The sequence below is a fragment of the Undibacterium sp. RTI2.2 genome, assembly GCF_035018705.1.
In the GTDB taxonomy this organism is placed as follows: Bacteria; Pseudomonadota; Gammaproteobacteria; order Burkholderiales; family Burkholderiaceae_D; genus Undibacterium.
The window spans coordinates 38,304-55,074 of sequence record NZ_JASJXN010000023.1 but is presented as its reverse complement, the minus strand read 5'-3'; the positions used below and the strand labels follow the sequence as shown (position 1 = coordinate 55,074).

Here is a 16,771-nt window from a genome sequence, read left to right as displayed (position 1 = left end):
TGCTGTGCCATAGAATATGATCAGGCTTATCGAGCGAGAAAAATAGTACGGCTCTGCATAAATATTTAGTGATTTGCTATTTGTTCTATGCCGAATCGGCAGCAAGCGTTTCACATCATCGTGACTGAATATAAAATTTGAGTTAAATTGACGAATGGAAATTCTTGTACTGGATGAAGAAGTCGCCAAGTTAGAGGTCAGCCTGTTGGCCTCGCGTGTACCCAGCCAACTTCTAGATTTGCTTGAACTTTCGTGGCATTTGCGTCAGCGTGATGCGGCGCGGGCAATTTCTCTGGCTTCTGAGGTGGAGGCTTTGAGCGAAATTGCGGATATTCCCCTTGCCGAACGCAATAGAATTCTTGGTCGCCTCGACCTGATTCGTGGTGAAGTGAAGTGGTTATTTGCCGAGCTTGATGTTGCTGAGGCGACGGTGGAGCGCGCTTTGCTTTTGTTTAAAGGTTTGGATGACGCGATCGGATGTGCCGATGCTCATTGGTTGCTGGCGTTAATCATCGCAGACCGTAGCGATCCCAATCGCCGTGATGCCGAGTTGGAACTGGCATTGGCGGATGCGCGTCGTGCTGGCGATAGCTTACGATCCGATTTGATGGAAGCCACGATGGCGCGCTTTGCCGTGTTTCGTGATTTACATAATGCTCAGGCGCGCTGGGGAACGCGGTTTGGTTCTGATCTCAGTAATTTGCATCCTGGTCTTGCTACCTGGGTTTATGATTATCTGGGACTGATCGCTTTCCAAATCAGTGATTTTGAATCTGCCGCGACCTACCGTTTGCAAATGTACGAAAACGCGATGATTACCGGGCAAGTGCAAAGGATCATCATTGCTGCCACGAATGTTGGCTGCTGCTTTAATAATCTCAATGATTATCAGGGTGCATTGGAATGGATGAAACGCGGTCTGGAAATGGCGCGACCAACTGGTTGGCCAGCCAGTATCGGGCTGGGTTTGATACAAACTGCAGACACTTTACGTCACCTTGGGCGGCTAAAAGCGGCGCATGATTTATTGCTAGAGGCGCTGACGATTCTGATCCCACTTTCTGGTTCGCGTACGTACGCAATCACGCTGGAATATATGGGTGATGTCGCGCTGGATCGCGGTGATTATATTGTTGCGCTTGATACTTTCCTTGAGTTGGAACGACGTGCCACTGCCTTAAATCAATCCGACATGCAAACCATTGCTTTGCGCGGTCAGTCGCATGCTCAATTACATTTGGGGCGACCCGAAGAAGCTCTAGCTGCCGGACTAGCATCGCTGGCGCTGGCGGTCGAGCAGCGTAATGGGTTTAACCAGATTGATGCTTTACGCGTGCTGGCGCAAATACATGCACATCATTCTTTGCCAATATCCGATCCGATTTCTACGCCGACCACAGCACCAACTTCCGCTTTGTATTATCTGAACCGGGCATTGGATGTTGCTGCCACGATTGATGGATATACCGTCCCCGGTAGTTTGCTCGATGAGATTGCGCGCGAGCATGCCAATATCGGCGATACGGCCCAAGCCTATGCTATCGCAGTGAAAGCCATTGCCGCCCGCGAGAAAACTAATAGCGCTGATGCGACTAACCGTGCTGCTGCAATGCAGATCAGTCATCAGACTGAGCGCGCCCACGCCGAGGCGCAATATCATCAAGAACTGGCAATGTCGGAGGCAAAGCGGGCAGAGGCTTTGCAACAAACTAGTCTGACGCTTGAGCGTTTGAGTGCGATTGGTCAGGAAATCACAGCACATTTAGATGCAAACGCAGTTTTTCAAACGCTGTATAAGCATGTTCATGGCTTACTTGATGCGACGCATTTTTCGATATTTTTAATGGAGCCAGATGGCGTTAATTTCAGCTGCGCTTTTGGCATTGAAGATGGGCAGCCGTTGCCAGCGCTGCGCGGCCCGATATCGCATCCAAGTTCCAATGTGGCTAAGTGCGCGCGCGAGCGGGTAGAGGTCATCAGAGAGCAGGCGTCGCAAGGATATAACCCGAATCAGATTCCCGGCACGCGTACTTCCTCTAGCGCCTTGTTTTTTCCTTTGACGATAGGGCAGCGTTTGTTAGGTGTAATGTCGATTCAATCACCGCAGACTCAGGCATATGCAGAGCGCGAGCGTTTGATCTTTCGTACTTTGTGCGCGTATGGCGCGATTGCGCTAGAGAATGCGACAGCCTACCGGCAACTAGAGGCAACCTTAAAGACGCTGCGTGATACTCAATCCCAATTGGTCGATAAAAATATTGAACTGGAACATGCTTACCGAGAGCAGCAGCAAGCCAGTCTTACCGATCCGCTGACAGGCTTACGTAACCGGCGCTTTTTGTTGCAGCATATCGATAACGATGTTGCCATGACTTTACGTCGTAATAAAAAGCGTCTGCAACGTGCCGCAGCAGAGATGCCCGCCGATATTGATCTGGTGTTTTTTATGATTGACATCGATCATTTCAAGTTGATCAATGACAAATACGGTCATGCAGCAGGTGATCTGGTTTTAGTGCAAATGCGGGAACGCTTACAAAAAGTAGCACGCGAAACCGATTACATTATTCGTTGGGGCGGTGAAGAGTTTTTGCTGGTAGCGCGTGGCACTGACCGCAGCGAGGCAAAAATAATTGCAGAACGCTTGCGTGCTGCGGTCAGTAGTCTGGCATTTGACTTGGCAGATGGCGTCAAAATCGCAAAAACCTGTTCGGTTGGCTTCGCCTGTTTTCCTTTTTTACCGGAGCATCCAAGACAGTTAAGCTGGTCTCAGGTAGTAGAGTTAGCAGATATCGGTTTGTACCACGCCAAACAAAGTGGTCGTGATGCTTGGGTAGGAATGTATGCGACTTCGCAATCCAATCCTGAGGGATTATTTCATCGTATAACGCATGAGACTGAGCAAGCTTTACGCAGTGGCGAAATACATGCTGTGAGTAGTGTAAAAAATGCGCTGACGATGAAGACGCTGACTGGATAAAAGGTTGCCATTTTTTTGCGTCAGCAGAAAGGATAAAAAAGCTCAAGACCTTTCACGACAGAGGTATAGAGACACACAGGAGCAACCAATGCAGAGAAAAGTGCTGATTTTCTCTTTACCTCTTTCGTGAGAGATTTGGATTTTTGTGTAAATTCTATGAATATTTGTATTCATCATTTACAGTCCTATTCTAAGTCTCTTTCTAAGTCTCTTTCTAAGTCCCTTTGTAAGTCCTATTGCCAGTCCCATTGTCGCTAGCAATTTTCGGGTTTGTCGGCAATAATTGATCGCCTTATCAGTAGTCGCGGCTTATCTACATACTTACCTACAATGCAGCAATAGCAAGGACGATGAACACATCCACTTCGCCAGTCAAGCAAACTAATATTAAGCAAACTACTGTCAAGCTCATTGTCTGTCATGAATGTGACCTGATTTGTCGTGACCTGGAGCTGGTCGTTGGCGAGACGGCTAGTTGTCCTCGTTGCCAGGCCATGCTGTACAGAAATAGCCGGGCTACGTTAGATCAAGCACTGGCGATTGCGGTAACATCGGCGATTTTGCTGCTGATATTAAATAGCTTTCCGCTGCTCACACTCAAGGTGCAGCAAGCCACTAACAATACAACTTTGTTTCATGCCGCTTTATCGATGTGGAACGATGGGATGCACGCGATATCAATTCTGGTTGTCATCACGACGATGCTGGCTCCGGCCTTGCAAATCATGATGGCTTTGTATGTTTTACATTCATTAAAATTTGGCGATCCAGATAAAGCCGTCGGGGCACCTATGAGGTTTTTACAGAAGCTGCGTCCCTGGAGCATGGTAGAAGTATTTATGCTGGGTTTGCTGGTGTCGCTGGTCAAACTGCAACACATGGCAGATATTATTATTGGCCCCGCCTTGTGGTCATGTGCTGCAATGATCTGTGTGAGTGCGGGACTGACATCCATACTGACGCCGCGTAATGTCTGGGTCTGGGCACATCAGCAAAGCACAAGACGGACTTCTGCTGAGGTCAGGCATGTCTGAGCATGATGTCGCATGTGTAGCAGAAAACCTGGCAGGCAAAAACGGTGCCGAGGCCAATCTTGTGAGTTGCGATATCTGCGAAACCTTATGCTCGACTAAAGATGCATCGCTTACGCATTGCCCATGCTGTGGTGCGTCGTTGCATTTGCGTGACAAAGACAGTCTGGCAAAATCTGCGGCTTATCTTTTGGCTGCGGCTATTTTGTACATCCCCGCTAATTTATTGCCTGTCATGCATACCGAAACCATCTTCGGCGGACAAGACGATACTATTATGAGTGGGGTATTGTTGTTGCTAGAAACTGGCTCCTGGCCGTTGGCTCTGCTGGTATTTTTTGCCAGCATCATGGTACCCATGCTGAAGCTATTTTCAATCAGCTTATTATTGCTGACTTGCTGGAGAAAATCGACTTCAAATCCATTACCCCGCACCCAGTTATTTCGACTTATTGAGGCGGTTGGTCGTTGGTCGATGTTGGATGTGTATGTGGTGACTGTGCTGGTTGCGCTGGTGCAGTTTCAGTCGCTTGCCTCGGTGCATCCGGGCGGTGGCGCGTTAGCCTTTGGTGCTGTTGTCGTGTTGACGATGCTGTCGGCGCAAAGCTTTGATTCTCGTTTAATTTGGTCTGCTATAGAAACTTCTCATGAGTGATCCAACATCAGAAAAACCAGATGGCGCAGGTGGTGCAAGTGTTCCCCCAACTGCTAAGCCAATAGCTAGTCAGCAGGCAGCAAATCCGCAGTCTGGATCTGAGCCTGCAATCACCACAAATTCTGCAGATATCCCCAATGTCAAAGTGAGGCAACGTCGTCGTTTGCCTTCCTTCGTTTGGGCAGTCCCGATTATTGCGGCGCTGATTGGTATTTGGTTAGTCGTACATAGCGTTACCAGTCAGGGGCCAGTGATTACGATTAGCTTTAAATCTGCAGAGGGCTTAGAGGCGGGCAAAACTAAAATTCGCTACAAAGATGTGGATGTGGGCCATGTCACTGCAATCACTTTATCGTCGGACCGCAAGCGCGTGCTGGTATCGGCTCAATTGATCAAAAGTGCCTCCGATATTTTAGCGACCGATACGCGTTTCTTTGTGGTCAAACCACGTATCTCCGGTGGCTCGGTATCGGGCTTAAGCACGCTGTTATCCGGTAACTATATTAGTGTTGATGTCGGCGTAGCGGAAGCGACGACGGATGAGTTTGTCGGACTGGAAGAGCCGCCCCTGGTGACCCGTGATTCTGCTGGTCACGAGTTCGTATTACGTGGGACTCAGACTGGCTCGGTCAATTATGGATCGCCGATTTTTTTCCGGCATATTAACGCCGGACATGTCACCAAATTTACGCTGGATCAAGACGGCAAGGGCGTCACGATCAGAGTATTTATTGATGCACCTTATGATCAATATGTGACCGCTGATACGCGCTTCTGGCATGCCAGCGGGGTGGATATGCAACTCGATGCAAATGGTCTGCGTATCACCACAGAGTCACTGACATCACTGATTGAAGGTGGCTTAGCCTTCCAGGATCATGATGATGCGCTGCCAGGGGGTAAGCCTGCATTTGAAGGCTCAATTTTTACCTTGTTTGAAGACAGAGAACAAGCGATGCGCGCACCGGATACCAAGGTGCGTAATTTCCTGATGTATTTCCCGGAATCCTTGCGCGGTTTATCAAAAGGTGCACCAGTGGATTTGCGCGGTATTGTCATCGGCGAGGTCAAATCGGTGGGCGTAGAGTTTTCCGATAATGGCCGGGTGCCGCGCTTCCCAGTCGAGGTTAATATATTCCCAGATCGCCTCAGGTCCAGAGTCAGATCAGGTACCAAACCACCCGATGATGATACCGAGGCAAAAGAGCGCGCTCTGGTCGATCATTTATTGGCCAGCGGTTTGCGTGCCCAATTGCGCAGCGGTAGTTTGCTGACTGGGCAACTCTATATCGCGTTGGATTTTTTCCCCGATGCAAAGCCCGCCAAAATGGATTGGAGCACCGCATACCCAGTATTGCCAACAGTCGGCGGCGGCTTAGGCGAGATCCAGGATACCGTTGGTCGTATCGCTAAAAAAATCGATAAGCTGCCGATGGAGCAAATGTCTGCTCAGCTCGTACAGGCTTTAGAAAAACTTAACACCACACTAGCTAGTACTGAAAAACTGGTACGCCGTCTGGATACTGACGTTACGCCAGAACTTACTTCCACCTTAAAAGAGGCGAAAGCAACTTTAGCCAATGCCAATGCAATCCTGGCTGAGGATGCACCTTTGCAGCAAGACGTGCGCGAATCCTTAAAACAAGTCGCCAAATCTGCCCGAGCCCTGGCTAATCTGGCCGATATGTTAGAGCGCCATCCTGAAGCGCTGCTCTTTGGCAAACAAAAGGTAAAGCCATGATGAAGAAAAATATGATGAGTAAAATAATGATGGCTAAAGTGTTGGTGAGCAGAGTCGTGGCTTCGGTTTTAAATATTCAGGCTCGCAAAGCGCAAGCATCAAAAATCATTTTGACGCTTTTTACTTTAGCGCTGACAGCATGTGCCACGCCCTACACCGAGCGTTACTATCAACTTACCTATCCGCTCAATAATACAAGCGGTGCACAGGCTGACGACGCTAACGCCGCCAAAGTCACCTATGAGTTAATCGTGGGTGATGTGCGTATTCCGGATTCGATCAACAGAAACCAATTGGTCGTCCAAAAATCGGCGACAGAATCGGTCATCGCAGATGATCAGCGTTGGGTCGCATTACTGGACGAGCAGATTGGGCAGGCGGTAGTTGCCAATCTGCGAAGCCAGTTGCCTGGGGCGTGGATTGCAAACAGGGTTGCTGTCAGCAATACCAGTGCAGCCGGACAAAATTTGCCGCGCTACCATTTGGCTATACAAGTAGCCCAGCTATTGATACAGAGCGGAGATAAGGTGACATTAGAGGCAATCTGGATACTACAAGATGGCAGTAAAAATACACTCAAGCGCGAGCGCACTGCCATCACCGTCCCTGTCAGCGGTGCAGGTTACGATCCGATTGCACCCGCTGTGTCTGAGTCAGTCCGGCAATTATCCGAGCAAATAGCCAAAGGCATGTTAGCTGCCAGAGCGACTCAATAGCATTGGTGCAGGTATCTCGGTTAAATAAACTTTATGAGCTGCGTTTACTCGTCTCTATTGAATATACTCCCCATTATTTTTTACTAATCTGCCTTATAAGGCAGTAAATGATTGGACGATTAAATTATACTAATTGGGAGTATAGGAAATACTTGTATGAATTAAACTCCGTCGAAAGGCGGAAATCATATGCAAACTAGAAGACTTATATGTGTCGTCAGGCGTATTTCTAATGTGAGAGCAGACTGCATTTTTCTTCTTCATCCTCTTTAATAACTCGCTTAATACTTCGCTAAAAATAAAACTTGTAGATGTCATTTTCAGTTCGACGATGCGCAAGACACTCTGTTGGAATCCGGTCAAATTGAACTGAAATAAAAAGACGATACGTCTTCGTTTAACAATATAGTTGTGAAGTATATTTTTTGTCTGCGACTTATCTTGCCTGATCTAAGTTAAGAAGGTTTTTGATGGGTTCGTTCTATCTCTAACTGGAGTAGTCTATGCATCGTCGGAATTTTATGAAGTTGAGTGTAATCGCTAGCGCCACTGGTGCTGCTAGTGTCGCTGATGTCGTTAGTGCTTCCGGCACACTTGCTGCGTCCTCAGCAGCGGCTGAAAAAGCTCATAACATCGTTGAAGCCAGTATCGCTGATCTGCAAGCGGCAATGACTGCGGGATCGCTGACATCAAAAAAACTAGTCACGGAATACTTAGCGCGGATCAAAGCTGTCGATAAAGCGGGTCCGAATTTAAACGCAATTATTGAGCTTAATCCGGATGCACTAGCTATCGCCGATGCCCTGGATCGTGAGCTCAAAGCCAAAGGACCACGTGGCCCTTTGCATGGTATTCCTGTGCTGCTCAAAGATAATATTGCTACTGCCGATAAAATGCAGACCACTGCAGGATCGCTGGCGCTAGTCGGCGCCAAGGCGCCACGCGATGCTTTTTTAGTCGCCAGATTGCGTGAGGCTGGTGCAGTAATTTTAGGTAAAACTAATCTGAGTGAATGGGCCAATATGCGGTCTACCCGTTCTACTTCTGGCTGGAGCGCACGCGGTGGTTTAACCAAAAACCCGTATGTATTAGATCGTAATACCAGTGGCTCCAGCTCTGGCTCTGGTGCGGCAGTTGCCGCCAGCCTTGTCGCTATTGCAGTAGGTACAGAGACAGACGGATCGATCACTTCACCAGCATCGATTTGTGGACTGGTCGGTATCAAACCAACTTTGGGGCTAATCAGTCGTGATGGCATTGTCCCTATCGCCCATTCGCAAGATACCGCCGGACCAATGACACGCTCTGTCAGCGATGCCGCGGTAATGTTAACTGCCATGACCGGCGTCGATACGCATGATGCTGCGACGGCAGCTAGTGCCGGCAAGGCAGTTGACTACGCAAAATATCTGAATGCAGATGGTTTAAAAGGTGCACGTATCGGCGTCGCGCGTAATGCGATGGGTGGCAATATGCGCCTACAGCCAATTGTTGATGCAGCTTTGGATGTCATGAAAGCCAAAGGTGCCATTCTGATCGATGTTGAAGTACCTAATATGAGTAAATATGGTGATTCAGAATTAGAGGTTTTACTGTACGAACTGAAAACCGATCTGAATAAATATTTGGCAGAATTTGGCGTTGGTGCTCCGGTCAAAACCTTAAAAGATGTGATCGCATTTAATGAGCAATATCGTGATAAGGAGATGCCTTATTTTGATCAGGAACTGTTGATCCGTGCAGAAGCCAAAGGCGGTTTGGACAGCAAAGAGTATCTCGATGCCTTAGAAAATAATCATCGATATTCACGCCAAGAAGGTATCGATAAAGTCATGAGCGAGAATAAATTAGACGCACTTTTTGCCCTGACAGGTGGCCCGGCATGGTTGACCGATTATATTAACGGCGATCATTCTGGCGACAGCTTCTCATCACCGGCAGCGGTTGCAGGGTATCCGCACATTACGGTGCCTGCTGGATTTTTTAATGGTTTGCCGATTGGGGTGTCGTTTGTCGCGGGCGCCTATGCAGAACCAACTCTGATTAAACTAGCCTACGCGTTTGAGCAAGCGACCAAGCATCGCCGTGCCCCAGCATATTTAAAACATACCACATAGAGTTATCGCAAATAGTGATTGGCAAGCTGGAGCTAATAATCAAATGAAATCGCATGAAAGAATGGTCGATAAATGAGTGAAGTCCCCGCACTAGAGTGCCGCGCCCTGAAGAAAAGTTATGCCGATGGGCGCGTGGTGTTATCCGGTTTAGATTTCACGCTGAATGCGGGGGAGTACATTGCAATCATGGGCGAATCTGGCGTCGGCAAATCCACCTTACTCAACATGATTGCAGGACTGGATACGCCGGATTCTGGCAGTGTTTTGATCGATGGAGCGATCATGTCGCAACTGACGGATGACGAAGCGACCCGCTTACGCCGTCAGAAGCTAGGATTTATTTTTCAGGCTTTTCATGTCTTACCCCACTTAAGTTTGATGCAAAACATCAGCCTGCCACTCTTGCTAAATGGCGAGTCGCCTGCGCGTGCGACACAGATGCTAAAAGCAGTTGGTCTGGATGGACGAGGCAGTGATTTTCCTCGTCAATTGTCCGGAGGAGAGCTACAGCGTGTCGCCATTGCCCGCGCACTGGTGCATCGACCTACATTGGTCATGGCTGATGAACCGACCGGCAATCTGGACCCGGCCACGGCGCAGGGGATCTTAAAATTATTGCGCGATGAAATTAAAGCCAATGGTGCGTCCGCCATCATGGTGACCCATTCCATGGCAGCGGCATCGACGGCAGACCGGATTTTAATACTGACCAGTGACGGGCTGCATCCCCTGGCTCCGAGAACAGAGCACATTGCTGCATCTCTCCATGCTGAGTAGTTTACACACGCAACTAATGAAATGGCTGGTGTTTGGCGAATGGCGTGCGCATCCAGTACGCGCCATGGCTGCGATCGCCGCGATTGCCTTGGGCGTTGCTTTGGGCTTCGCAATTGACCTGATCAATGGTGCTGCATTAAATGAGTTTTCTGCCGCCGCCAAAAGCTTGACAGGGCAATCTGATTTACAAGTACGCGGTAGCCAAAGTCTGTTTGATGAGTCGGTTTATCCTTTGCTTGCCGAGCATCAAGGGGTATCGCTGGCGAATCCTGTTTTGGAAATCGATGCAACGGTACCAGGGCAGCGCAGTGCTCTGAAGGTGCTGGGTATAGATGTATTTCAGGCGATGGAATTGGCTCCGGATTTAATCGGAGTACCGCAGATTGACCATCCGTTTGATACCTTGTCTGATGACGCCATCTTTTTATCGCCAGCCGCGCAAGAATGGCTTGCGGTCAAGCCTGGAGATCAGTTGCGCTTACAAAGTGGTACTGAGACCGTCTCACTACGGGTAGCTGGTGGCATTGTCAGGGCACGTCCCGGACAACGGATTGCTGTGATGGATATCGCTACTGCGCAGTGGCGTTTTGGGCGACTCGGTAAGCTCTCGCGGATTGATTTAAAGCTGGACAGCGGCATCTCCCGTGATGCTTTTCGTCGCAGCTTATCTAAAGAATTTGCGAGTGAATCGACGAACGAATTTACGAACGAAGTTACGAACAACCGCACGAATAAATTTAATAAGCACTTATTGATCACAGAGAGTGCAGATCAGGAGGCGCGCAGTGCCAATATGTCACGTGCATATCGCGTTAATTTGAACGTGCTTGCTTTGGTCGCCTTATTCACCGGCGCATTTTTGATTTTTTCAACACAGGCTTTGTCGGTACTGCGTCGACGTTCTCAGTTTGCATTGTTGCGTGTGATTGGAATGACGCGGTCGTTGTTGCTGCGACAAATTTTGTTAGAGGGCGGCGTACTTGGCGCACTCGGATCCCTGATTGGACTTGCCGCCGGATATGCTATGGCCGCACTGGCACTACGTTTTTTTGGTGGCGATTTGGGTGGCGGTTATTTTCCCGGCATCCGCCCCAGTGTGCAGTTTGATTTGACGTCTGCTGCCGTTTTCTTTTTACTCGGTACGGGTATTGCGTTGCTAGGAAGTTTGGCACCCGCCTTAGAAGCGGCACGTGCGCAGCCGGGACCTGCATTAAAGTCCGGTAGTGAGGATGTTGCGATGACGCGCTTCTCGTCTCCTTGGCCGGCGATGATATGTCTGGCTTTGGGTGGTGTGCTGACGCAATTGCCGCCCGTATTCGAATTGCCGGTATTCGGTTATCTGGCGGTCGCTTTATTGCTCATCGGCGGTATTGGATTAATGCCTCGCTGTTCCGCAGTAGTATTCACGTCTCTCCTGAATTTTCTACAAAGCCGCGCTGCTTTGCTCAGAAAAAATCAGGTCCTGTTGCTGGTTCTTGCTCGCCTAGCCAACACACCAAATCAAGCCTCGATTGCACTGGGAGGTGTGTTATCGAGTTTTAGTCTGATGGTGGCGATGGCGATTATGGTATCGAGCTTTAGGGTGTCGGTAGATGATTGGCTGGCGCAAATATTGTCTGCCAATTTATATGTGCGCACAGCGTCCAACGGTGAAACTGCGGCAATGAACCCAGCACAACAAAAAATGATTAGCACTCTGGCAGGTATAAAGCGCGCAGAGTTTTTGCGCACAATTCCATTAACGCTAGATATAACACGGCCACCCGTCATCATGATCGCCCGCACGACTGATGCAGCAGATCCCGAGCGCACCTTGCCGCTGACTGAGGATGTGATAGATGCTACCAAGATCGCAGCAGAGACCATGCCGGTCTGGGTGTCTGAGGCGATGCTGGATTTGTACGGATATCGTGTCGGGCAACGCGTCAATTTGCCTGTCGGTACAGGCGTGCATCCATTTACAGTAGCAGGGGTGTGGCGTGACTATGCGAGGCAATCTGGCTCGATACAAATTCGCCTATCAGATTATCAGCGGTTGACGGCGGACCTTACTGTGACAGATGCCGCGCTATTTTTTAATCCTGATATCAGTACGGTGTCCGTTATTAAACAGGTGAGGTCGCTACCATTTGGGAATACGGTTGAGTTCGCTGATCCTGGAGAAATCCGCGCAATCAGTCTTAAAATTTTTGATCGTAGTTTCGCAGTCACTTATCTATTGGAAATCGTTGCGATGATGATCGGTTTGTTCGGTGTCGCGGCGACATTTTCAGCGCAAACACTGGCGCGTACCAAAGAGTTTGGGATGTTGCGCCATGTTGGGGTGACGCGCACACAGATATTACAAATACTGGGTGCAGAGGGAAGTTTGCTGACAGGATTGGGGATTATGGTCGGCTTCCTACTCGGTTGGATTATTAGTCTGGTGCTGATTTTTATTGTTAATCCTCAGTCATTTCATTGGAGTATGCAAATGCATATTCCGTGGTTGATGCTGGCATCGGTCGCCGTTTTATTATTGTTATCGTCTGCCGCGACGGCGGTATTGTCAGGTGCGCGCGCTGTGGCCGGTGATTCGGTGCGGGCGGTGAAGGAGGATTGGTAATGTGGAATCGAAAGAAAAGGAATCATAGCGCTGCTTCGTATTTTTCCATTATTTTCGGCTTGTTATTGGCAGCGTTCGGTGCCGTTAGTCATGCAGCCCCGCCTGATTTTAGTGTAGTGCAACCGGGCACATTGCTACAATTTCCCACCGACTTTGGCGCCCATCCCACGTTTCGTACTGAATGGTGGTACGTCACAGGCTGGCTAGACACACCGGATCATCAAGCGCTCGGCTTTCAGATTACCTTCTTCCGCTCGGCAACCGATCATGACCGTAACAACCCCAGCGCGTTTGCACCATCGCAGCTAGTGATTGCGCATGCCGCGCTCTCTGATCCTAAGATCGGACATCTGTTACATGATCAAAAAAGCGCTCGCTCCGGTTTTGGTCTTGCGTATGCCAAGGTAGGGAATACGGATGTGAAATTGAGTGATTGGCATTTGCTGCGAAACGCTGATGGTAGTTATCAGGCGCAAGTGCGTACGCGTGACTTCTCACTGCAGTTACAGCTCACACCAACACAGCCACTCTTGCTACAAGGCGAGGCTGGTTACTCCCGTAAGGGACCAAAACCAGAGCAAGCAAGCTATTACTATAGTGAACCTCAACTGAAAGTGTCGGGTAAGCTGATGCGGTCAAATAGCTCTTCTGCTGTGTCTGAAAGTGCCGCCAAGTCGGGATCACCTAACATGGAGGTGCAGGGTAAAGCTTGGCTAGATCACGAATGGTCTACCAGCGTGCTGGATGCGCAAGCCACAGGCTGGGACTGGCTTGGTGCCAATCTGGATAATGGTGACGTGCTGATGGCGTTTCAAATCCGTAATCAACGCGGTGATACTGTCTGGTCGCATGCAACGCTGCGCGATAAATCCGGCCAAGCTACACAATTTTTGCCAGAGCAAATTCGCTTCCAACCTGTGCGCACATGGCGCTCACCTCGCACTAATGCGACTTATCCGGTTGCTACCATGATCTCTACTGCAAATATGCAATGGCAAATCACGCCTCTACAAGACGATCAGGAATTGGATTCGCGTCGGTCAACTGGGGCGGTATATTGGGAAGGAGCTGTCACGATCCAGAAAGATGGCAAGCGAGTCGGTCAAGGGTATTTGGAGATGACTGGCTATGTTAAACCGATGAAATTGCAATGAGGCATAGCCAATGCGAATTAAATATACTCCCAATTAGTATATTTAATTGTCCATATAATGATTAGGCGATAGGGTGTATTTATTAAAAATAAGGGGGAGTATATTGATTTCAATGCATTTATTTCCTTATTTTTACTGAAAAATACCGTCACTGCGAGTTAATTTAGATCAGCTCCGCTTACGTTCAACATCCGCTTAACATCTGCTCTAAGCAAACTCAAGGTCTGTTCAATTCGGCATCCCGAGCACCATCCCATCCACCACCTAAAGCCTTAATCAGATACACCGATGTCAGCATTTGCTGACCGTTGATTTGTACTGCCTGACGTTGATTGTTGAGCAGAGTTTGCTGCGCTGTGATGACGTTTAAATAGGTGTCCAAGCCGCCTGCGTAGCGATCATTGGCGAGATCTAGTACGCGTTGTGAACTCCGTACGCTGGCGTTTGCTTGTTTGCCGGCGTCGTTTAGGATGCTTAATCCGGTCATGCCATCTTCAACCTCTTGCATCGCAACCAGTACGCTTTGGCGATAACTGGCGACCGAGGCGGTGTAGGACGCCTCGCTGATTTTGACCGTGGCATTCGTTTTTCCCGCATCAAACAGAGTTTGTGTCAACGCTGTCCCCAAAGACCATAACAAGCTGGGCGCGCTAAATAAATTGCTGATCTGATTGGCATCCCAGCCGCCGTTGGTTTGCAACAGTAGAGTAGGGAAATAAGCAGATCGGGCGACGCCGATATTGGCATTGGCTGCGGCAATCGCGCGTTCGTTTGCGGCGATGTCAGGACGTCGCTGCAACACATCAGAGGGTAAGCCGACCGGCAATGTGGGCGGTAGCATTTTAGCCATCGACGGCGCCAGCTTAAAATTGGGTGCTGGCGTGCCTGTCATGGTGGCTAAGGCATGTTCATATTGTGCGCGGCGGTTCTGCAATAAACTGAGTTGCGTTTTACTCGCGTCAAGCAAGGCCTGTTGTTGTGCCAGATCGAGGCCGGAGGCAACGCCTAATTCATGCCTTGCATCGATGAAATTCAGTGCTTTTTCCTGTAGCTTCACACCTTGGCTGAGCACATCAATCTCGGCATCTAGTGCACGCAGATTAAAGTAATCAGCAGCGAGTTCTGAGGTCAGTACTAATCGTGTATTTTCAAAATCGGCAGCCGCTTGCTCTGAGCTTGCCCGTGCGCTGGCCACGGTGTTGCGGACACGACCAAATAAGTCTGCTTCATAATTCACCGCGAATCCGAGCTGAAAATTATTTTGTACTGTCGATTGGTTTGCCGTGTTGTAGGATGCGAGCGGGCGGTCGGCCGAGGTTTTTTGGCGCGCGGCGCCTGCTTGTAATCCGACTTGCGGAAATAAGCCAGCAGCGCTGACACTGACCTGGGCACGTGCTTGTTCCAGACGTGCCGCTGCGACTTGCAGCGTCTGGTTTTGCGCCATCGCTTGTTGTTCTAGCTGGTTTAGTTGTGGGTCCTGAAATATCACCCACCACTGTCCCTTTGGTATGTGATCGGCTGGAGTGCCTTGTACAAATGGTGCGGTGGATTGCCATACGGCTGGCATCGCGACTTGTGGTTTTTTGTAGTCCGGTGCGCTGGAACAGCCAGCTAACAATGCTAGCGGTGCCAACAACGCTAGGATGGTTGGTGCCCCTGTGGAAGAAATGCGAGCTGACTTCATGAGCCTGCCTTCTTCGGTGAGGCATCACTATTAGCTGACTTTTCGGACATTTTTTCAGCCGCTTTTTCCGCTACCTTTGCCGGCATCACGGTTACCGCGTCGTTATCCGCCAGCGAGTCTGCTGGATTGAGTATGAGTTTGTCAGATAAGCTGATGCCATCTAAAATTTCCAGAGCATTACCCAGATCATGTCCGATGCTGACAGTCCGCAGCTTGACATGACTTTGCGCATCTACGACGGCAATTTGAGTGCCTTCCGGACGGAACAAAATCACATTAGAAGGAACAATTAAGGCATTGGACGTCCCGCTGACGGGTAATGCAACCTGTACGTAGGACCCGGCTAATAACTTGCCATCTTTATTGTTTAAATTGATTTCCATCTGCATTGTACGGGTTGCCGCATCGATCGCACCGGCTGTGCGTGCGACCGTACCCTGGAACGTCTGACCCGACATCTCACTCTGAGTCACTTTGACCGTGTCGCCAGTCTTGATGCGTTGCGCATAGGCTTGTGGCACATAGACATACACACGCAAGGTATCAACTTGCGCCAGCGTAAACAGGGCACGTCCTGCGCCGCCATTGCCAGCATCAATTAAGTCGCCGATTTCGACGTTACGTCGCGTTACCACTCCAGAAAATGGCGCAGTAATTTTTTTAAATTCTTCTAATTTTTGCAAGCGGCGCACATTGGCTTCGGCGGAGGCAAAGTTTGCCTGAGCCTGCGTAAAGGCACTGGAACGCTCGTTTAATTCTTGTTGGGTGACGGCGTCCTTTTTACGCAAAGCTTCCCAACGTTCAGCGGACGATTTGGCAAGTTCTAAACTGGATGCAGCTTGCTGGCGGGCGGCGATGGCTTGCGCTAATTGCTGGTCGATTTCTGGTGTGTCGATCTCTGCCAGTACGTCTCCTTTATTCACTTTACTGCCGATGTCTTTATTCCAGCGCAATACATAGCCGCTGCTACGCGCATAAATAGGCGATTCGATCATGCCTTGTAGCGTGCCAGGTAAGGTTAAGGCATCGGTATTTCCAGACGCTTTGGCGTTCACCGTAGTGACATAGATTTTGGCGTGCTCTGCGGTTGATTCTGCTAGTGCGTTCGATTGAACAACGCGCAATCCCATGGTGATGATTGCACCCAGTACCAGCAGCGCTAGCGTTGAGGCGCCGATCAATTTAGCTCGTTTCAAGATAGGGCCCCGGTGGTGATGTGGATGTGCATGAGGATTGGAATGTTGCTCAGCATTTGCCTCATGGCTTTGCGCGCTATGTATGCCAAGGACGGCGTGGCGTTGATCAGACATA

General features: G+C 49.5%; 11 protein-coding genes. 9 read left to right on the top strand and 2 right to left on the bottom strand.

Annotated elements, in window-relative coordinates:
* Positions 1-154: 154 nt before the first annotated feature.
* The 9 genes from QN395_RS13710 (at position 155) to QN395_RS13670 (ending at position 13,776) form a co-directional block, all read left to right on the top strand.
* Positions 155-2,980, top strand: a complete 2,826-nt coding sequence (locus QN395_RS13710) for a sensor domain-containing diguanylate cyclase (protein WP_322118333.1) — start codon at positions 155-157, stop codon at positions 2,978-2,980.
* A 350-nt stretch (positions 2,981-3,330) separates the two neighbouring features.
* Positions 3,331-4,014 (top strand): paraquat-inducible protein A, encoded by a 684-nt coding sequence (locus QN395_RS13705; protein WP_322118334.1) that lies wholly within the window; start codon positions 3,331-3,333, stop codon positions 4,012-4,014.
* 28 nt (positions 4,015-4,042) lie between these two features.
* Entirely contained in the window at positions 4,043-4,666 is a 624-nt protein-coding gene (locus tag QN395_RS13700; protein ID WP_416200152.1) for a paraquat-inducible protein A, read from the top strand.
* Entirely contained in the window at positions 4,659-6,407 is a 1,749-nt protein-coding gene (locus QN395_RS13695) for an intermembrane transport protein PqiB (RefSeq protein WP_322118336.1), read from the top strand. Before QN395_RS13700 ends, QN395_RS13695 begins: the two co-directional genes overlap by 8 nt.
* On the top strand, positions 6,404-7,123 hold the full coding sequence (locus QN395_RS13690; RefSeq protein WP_322118337.1) for a PqiC family protein: 720 nt from the start codon (positions 6,404-6,406) through the stop codon (positions 7,121-7,123). Before QN395_RS13695 ends, QN395_RS13690 begins: the two co-directional genes overlap by 4 nt.
* A 503-nt stretch (positions 7,124-7,626) precedes the next feature.
* Positions 7,627-9,240, top strand: coding sequence for an amidase (locus QN395_RS13685; RefSeq protein ID WP_322118338.1), 1,614 nt, complete (start codon positions 7,627-7,629; stop codon positions 9,238-9,240).
* A gap of 72 nt (positions 9,241-9,312) precedes the next feature.
* Positions 9,313-10,017, top strand: a complete 705-nt coding sequence (locus QN395_RS13680) for an ABC transporter ATP-binding protein (protein ID WP_322118339.1) — start codon at positions 9,313-9,315, stop codon at positions 10,015-10,017.
* Positions 10,007-12,622 carry an ABC transporter permease gene (locus QN395_RS13675; protein WP_322118340.1) on the top strand — a complete coding sequence of 872 codons (2,616 nt, stop codon included), beginning with the start codon at positions 10,007-10,009 and terminating at the stop codon, positions 12,620-12,622. The genes QN395_RS13680 and QN395_RS13675 overlap by 11 nt, the downstream gene beginning before the upstream one ends.
* The gene (locus QN395_RS13670; RefSeq protein ID WP_322118341.1) at positions 12,622-13,776 is read left to right on the top strand and encodes a carotenoid 1,2-hydratase; all 1,155 of its coding nucleotides are present in this window, start codon (positions 12,622-12,624) and stop codon (positions 13,774-13,776) included. The genes QN395_RS13675 and QN395_RS13670 overlap by 1 nt, the downstream gene beginning before the upstream one ends.
* Before the next feature lie 217 nt (positions 13,777-13,993).
* Here QN395_RS13670 and QN395_RS13665 read toward each other — a convergent pair whose 3' ends face one another.
* Both QN395_RS13665 and QN395_RS13660 read right to left on the bottom strand, forming a co-directional pair.
* Positions 13,994-15,460 carry an efflux transporter outer membrane subunit gene (locus tag QN395_RS13665; protein WP_323492391.1) on the bottom strand — a complete coding sequence of 489 codons (1,467 nt, stop codon included), beginning with the start codon at positions 15,458-15,460 and terminating at the stop codon, positions 13,994-13,996.
* Positions 15,457-16,770 (bottom strand): efflux RND transporter periplasmic adaptor subunit, encoded by a 1,314-nt coding sequence (locus QN395_RS13660; RefSeq protein WP_322118343.1) that lies wholly within the window; start codon positions 16,768-16,770, stop codon positions 15,457-15,459. Before QN395_RS13660 ends, QN395_RS13665 begins: the two co-directional genes overlap by 4 nt.
* Between the last annotated feature and the right edge of the window lies 1 nt (position 16,771).

Bases quoted from the DNA above. Each gene is read 5' to 3' on its own strand.
- QN395_RS13710 (WP_322118333.1), top strand. From the start codon at position 155: ATGGAAATTCTTGTACTGGATGAAGAAGTCGCCAAGTTAGAGGTCAGC.
- QN395_RS13705 (WP_322118334.1), top strand. From the start codon at position 3,331: ATGAACACATCCACTTCGCCAGTCAAGCAAACTAATATTAAGCAAACT.
- QN395_RS13695 (WP_322118336.1), top strand. From the start codon at position 4,659: ATGAGTGATCCAACATCAGAAAAACCAGATGGCGCAGGTGGTGCAAGT.
- QN395_RS13690 (WP_322118337.1), top strand. From the start codon at position 6,404: ATGATGAAGAAAAATATGATGAGTAAAATAATGATGGCTAAAGTGTTG.
- QN395_RS13685 (WP_322118338.1), top strand. From the start codon at position 7,627: ATGCATCGTCGGAATTTTATGAAGTTGAGTGTAATCGCTAGCGCCACT.
- QN395_RS13680 (WP_322118339.1), top strand. From the start codon at position 9,313: ATGAGTGAAGTCCCCGCACTAGAGTGCCGCGCCCTGAAGAAAAGTTAT.
- QN395_RS13675 (WP_322118340.1), top strand. From the start codon at position 10,007: ATGCTGAGTAGTTTACACACGCAACTAATGAAATGGCTGGTGTTTGGC.
- QN395_RS13670 (WP_322118341.1), top strand. From the start codon at position 12,622: ATGTGGAATCGAAAGAAAAGGAATCATAGCGCTGCTTCGTATTTTTCC.
- QN395_RS13665 (WP_323492391.1), bottom strand. From the start codon at position 15,460: ATGAAGTCAGCTCGCATTTCTTCCACAGGGGCACCAACCATCCTAGCG.
- QN395_RS13660 (WP_322118343.1), bottom strand. From the start codon at position 16,770: ATGTCTGATCAACGCCACGCCGTCCTTGGCATACATAGCGCGCAAAGC.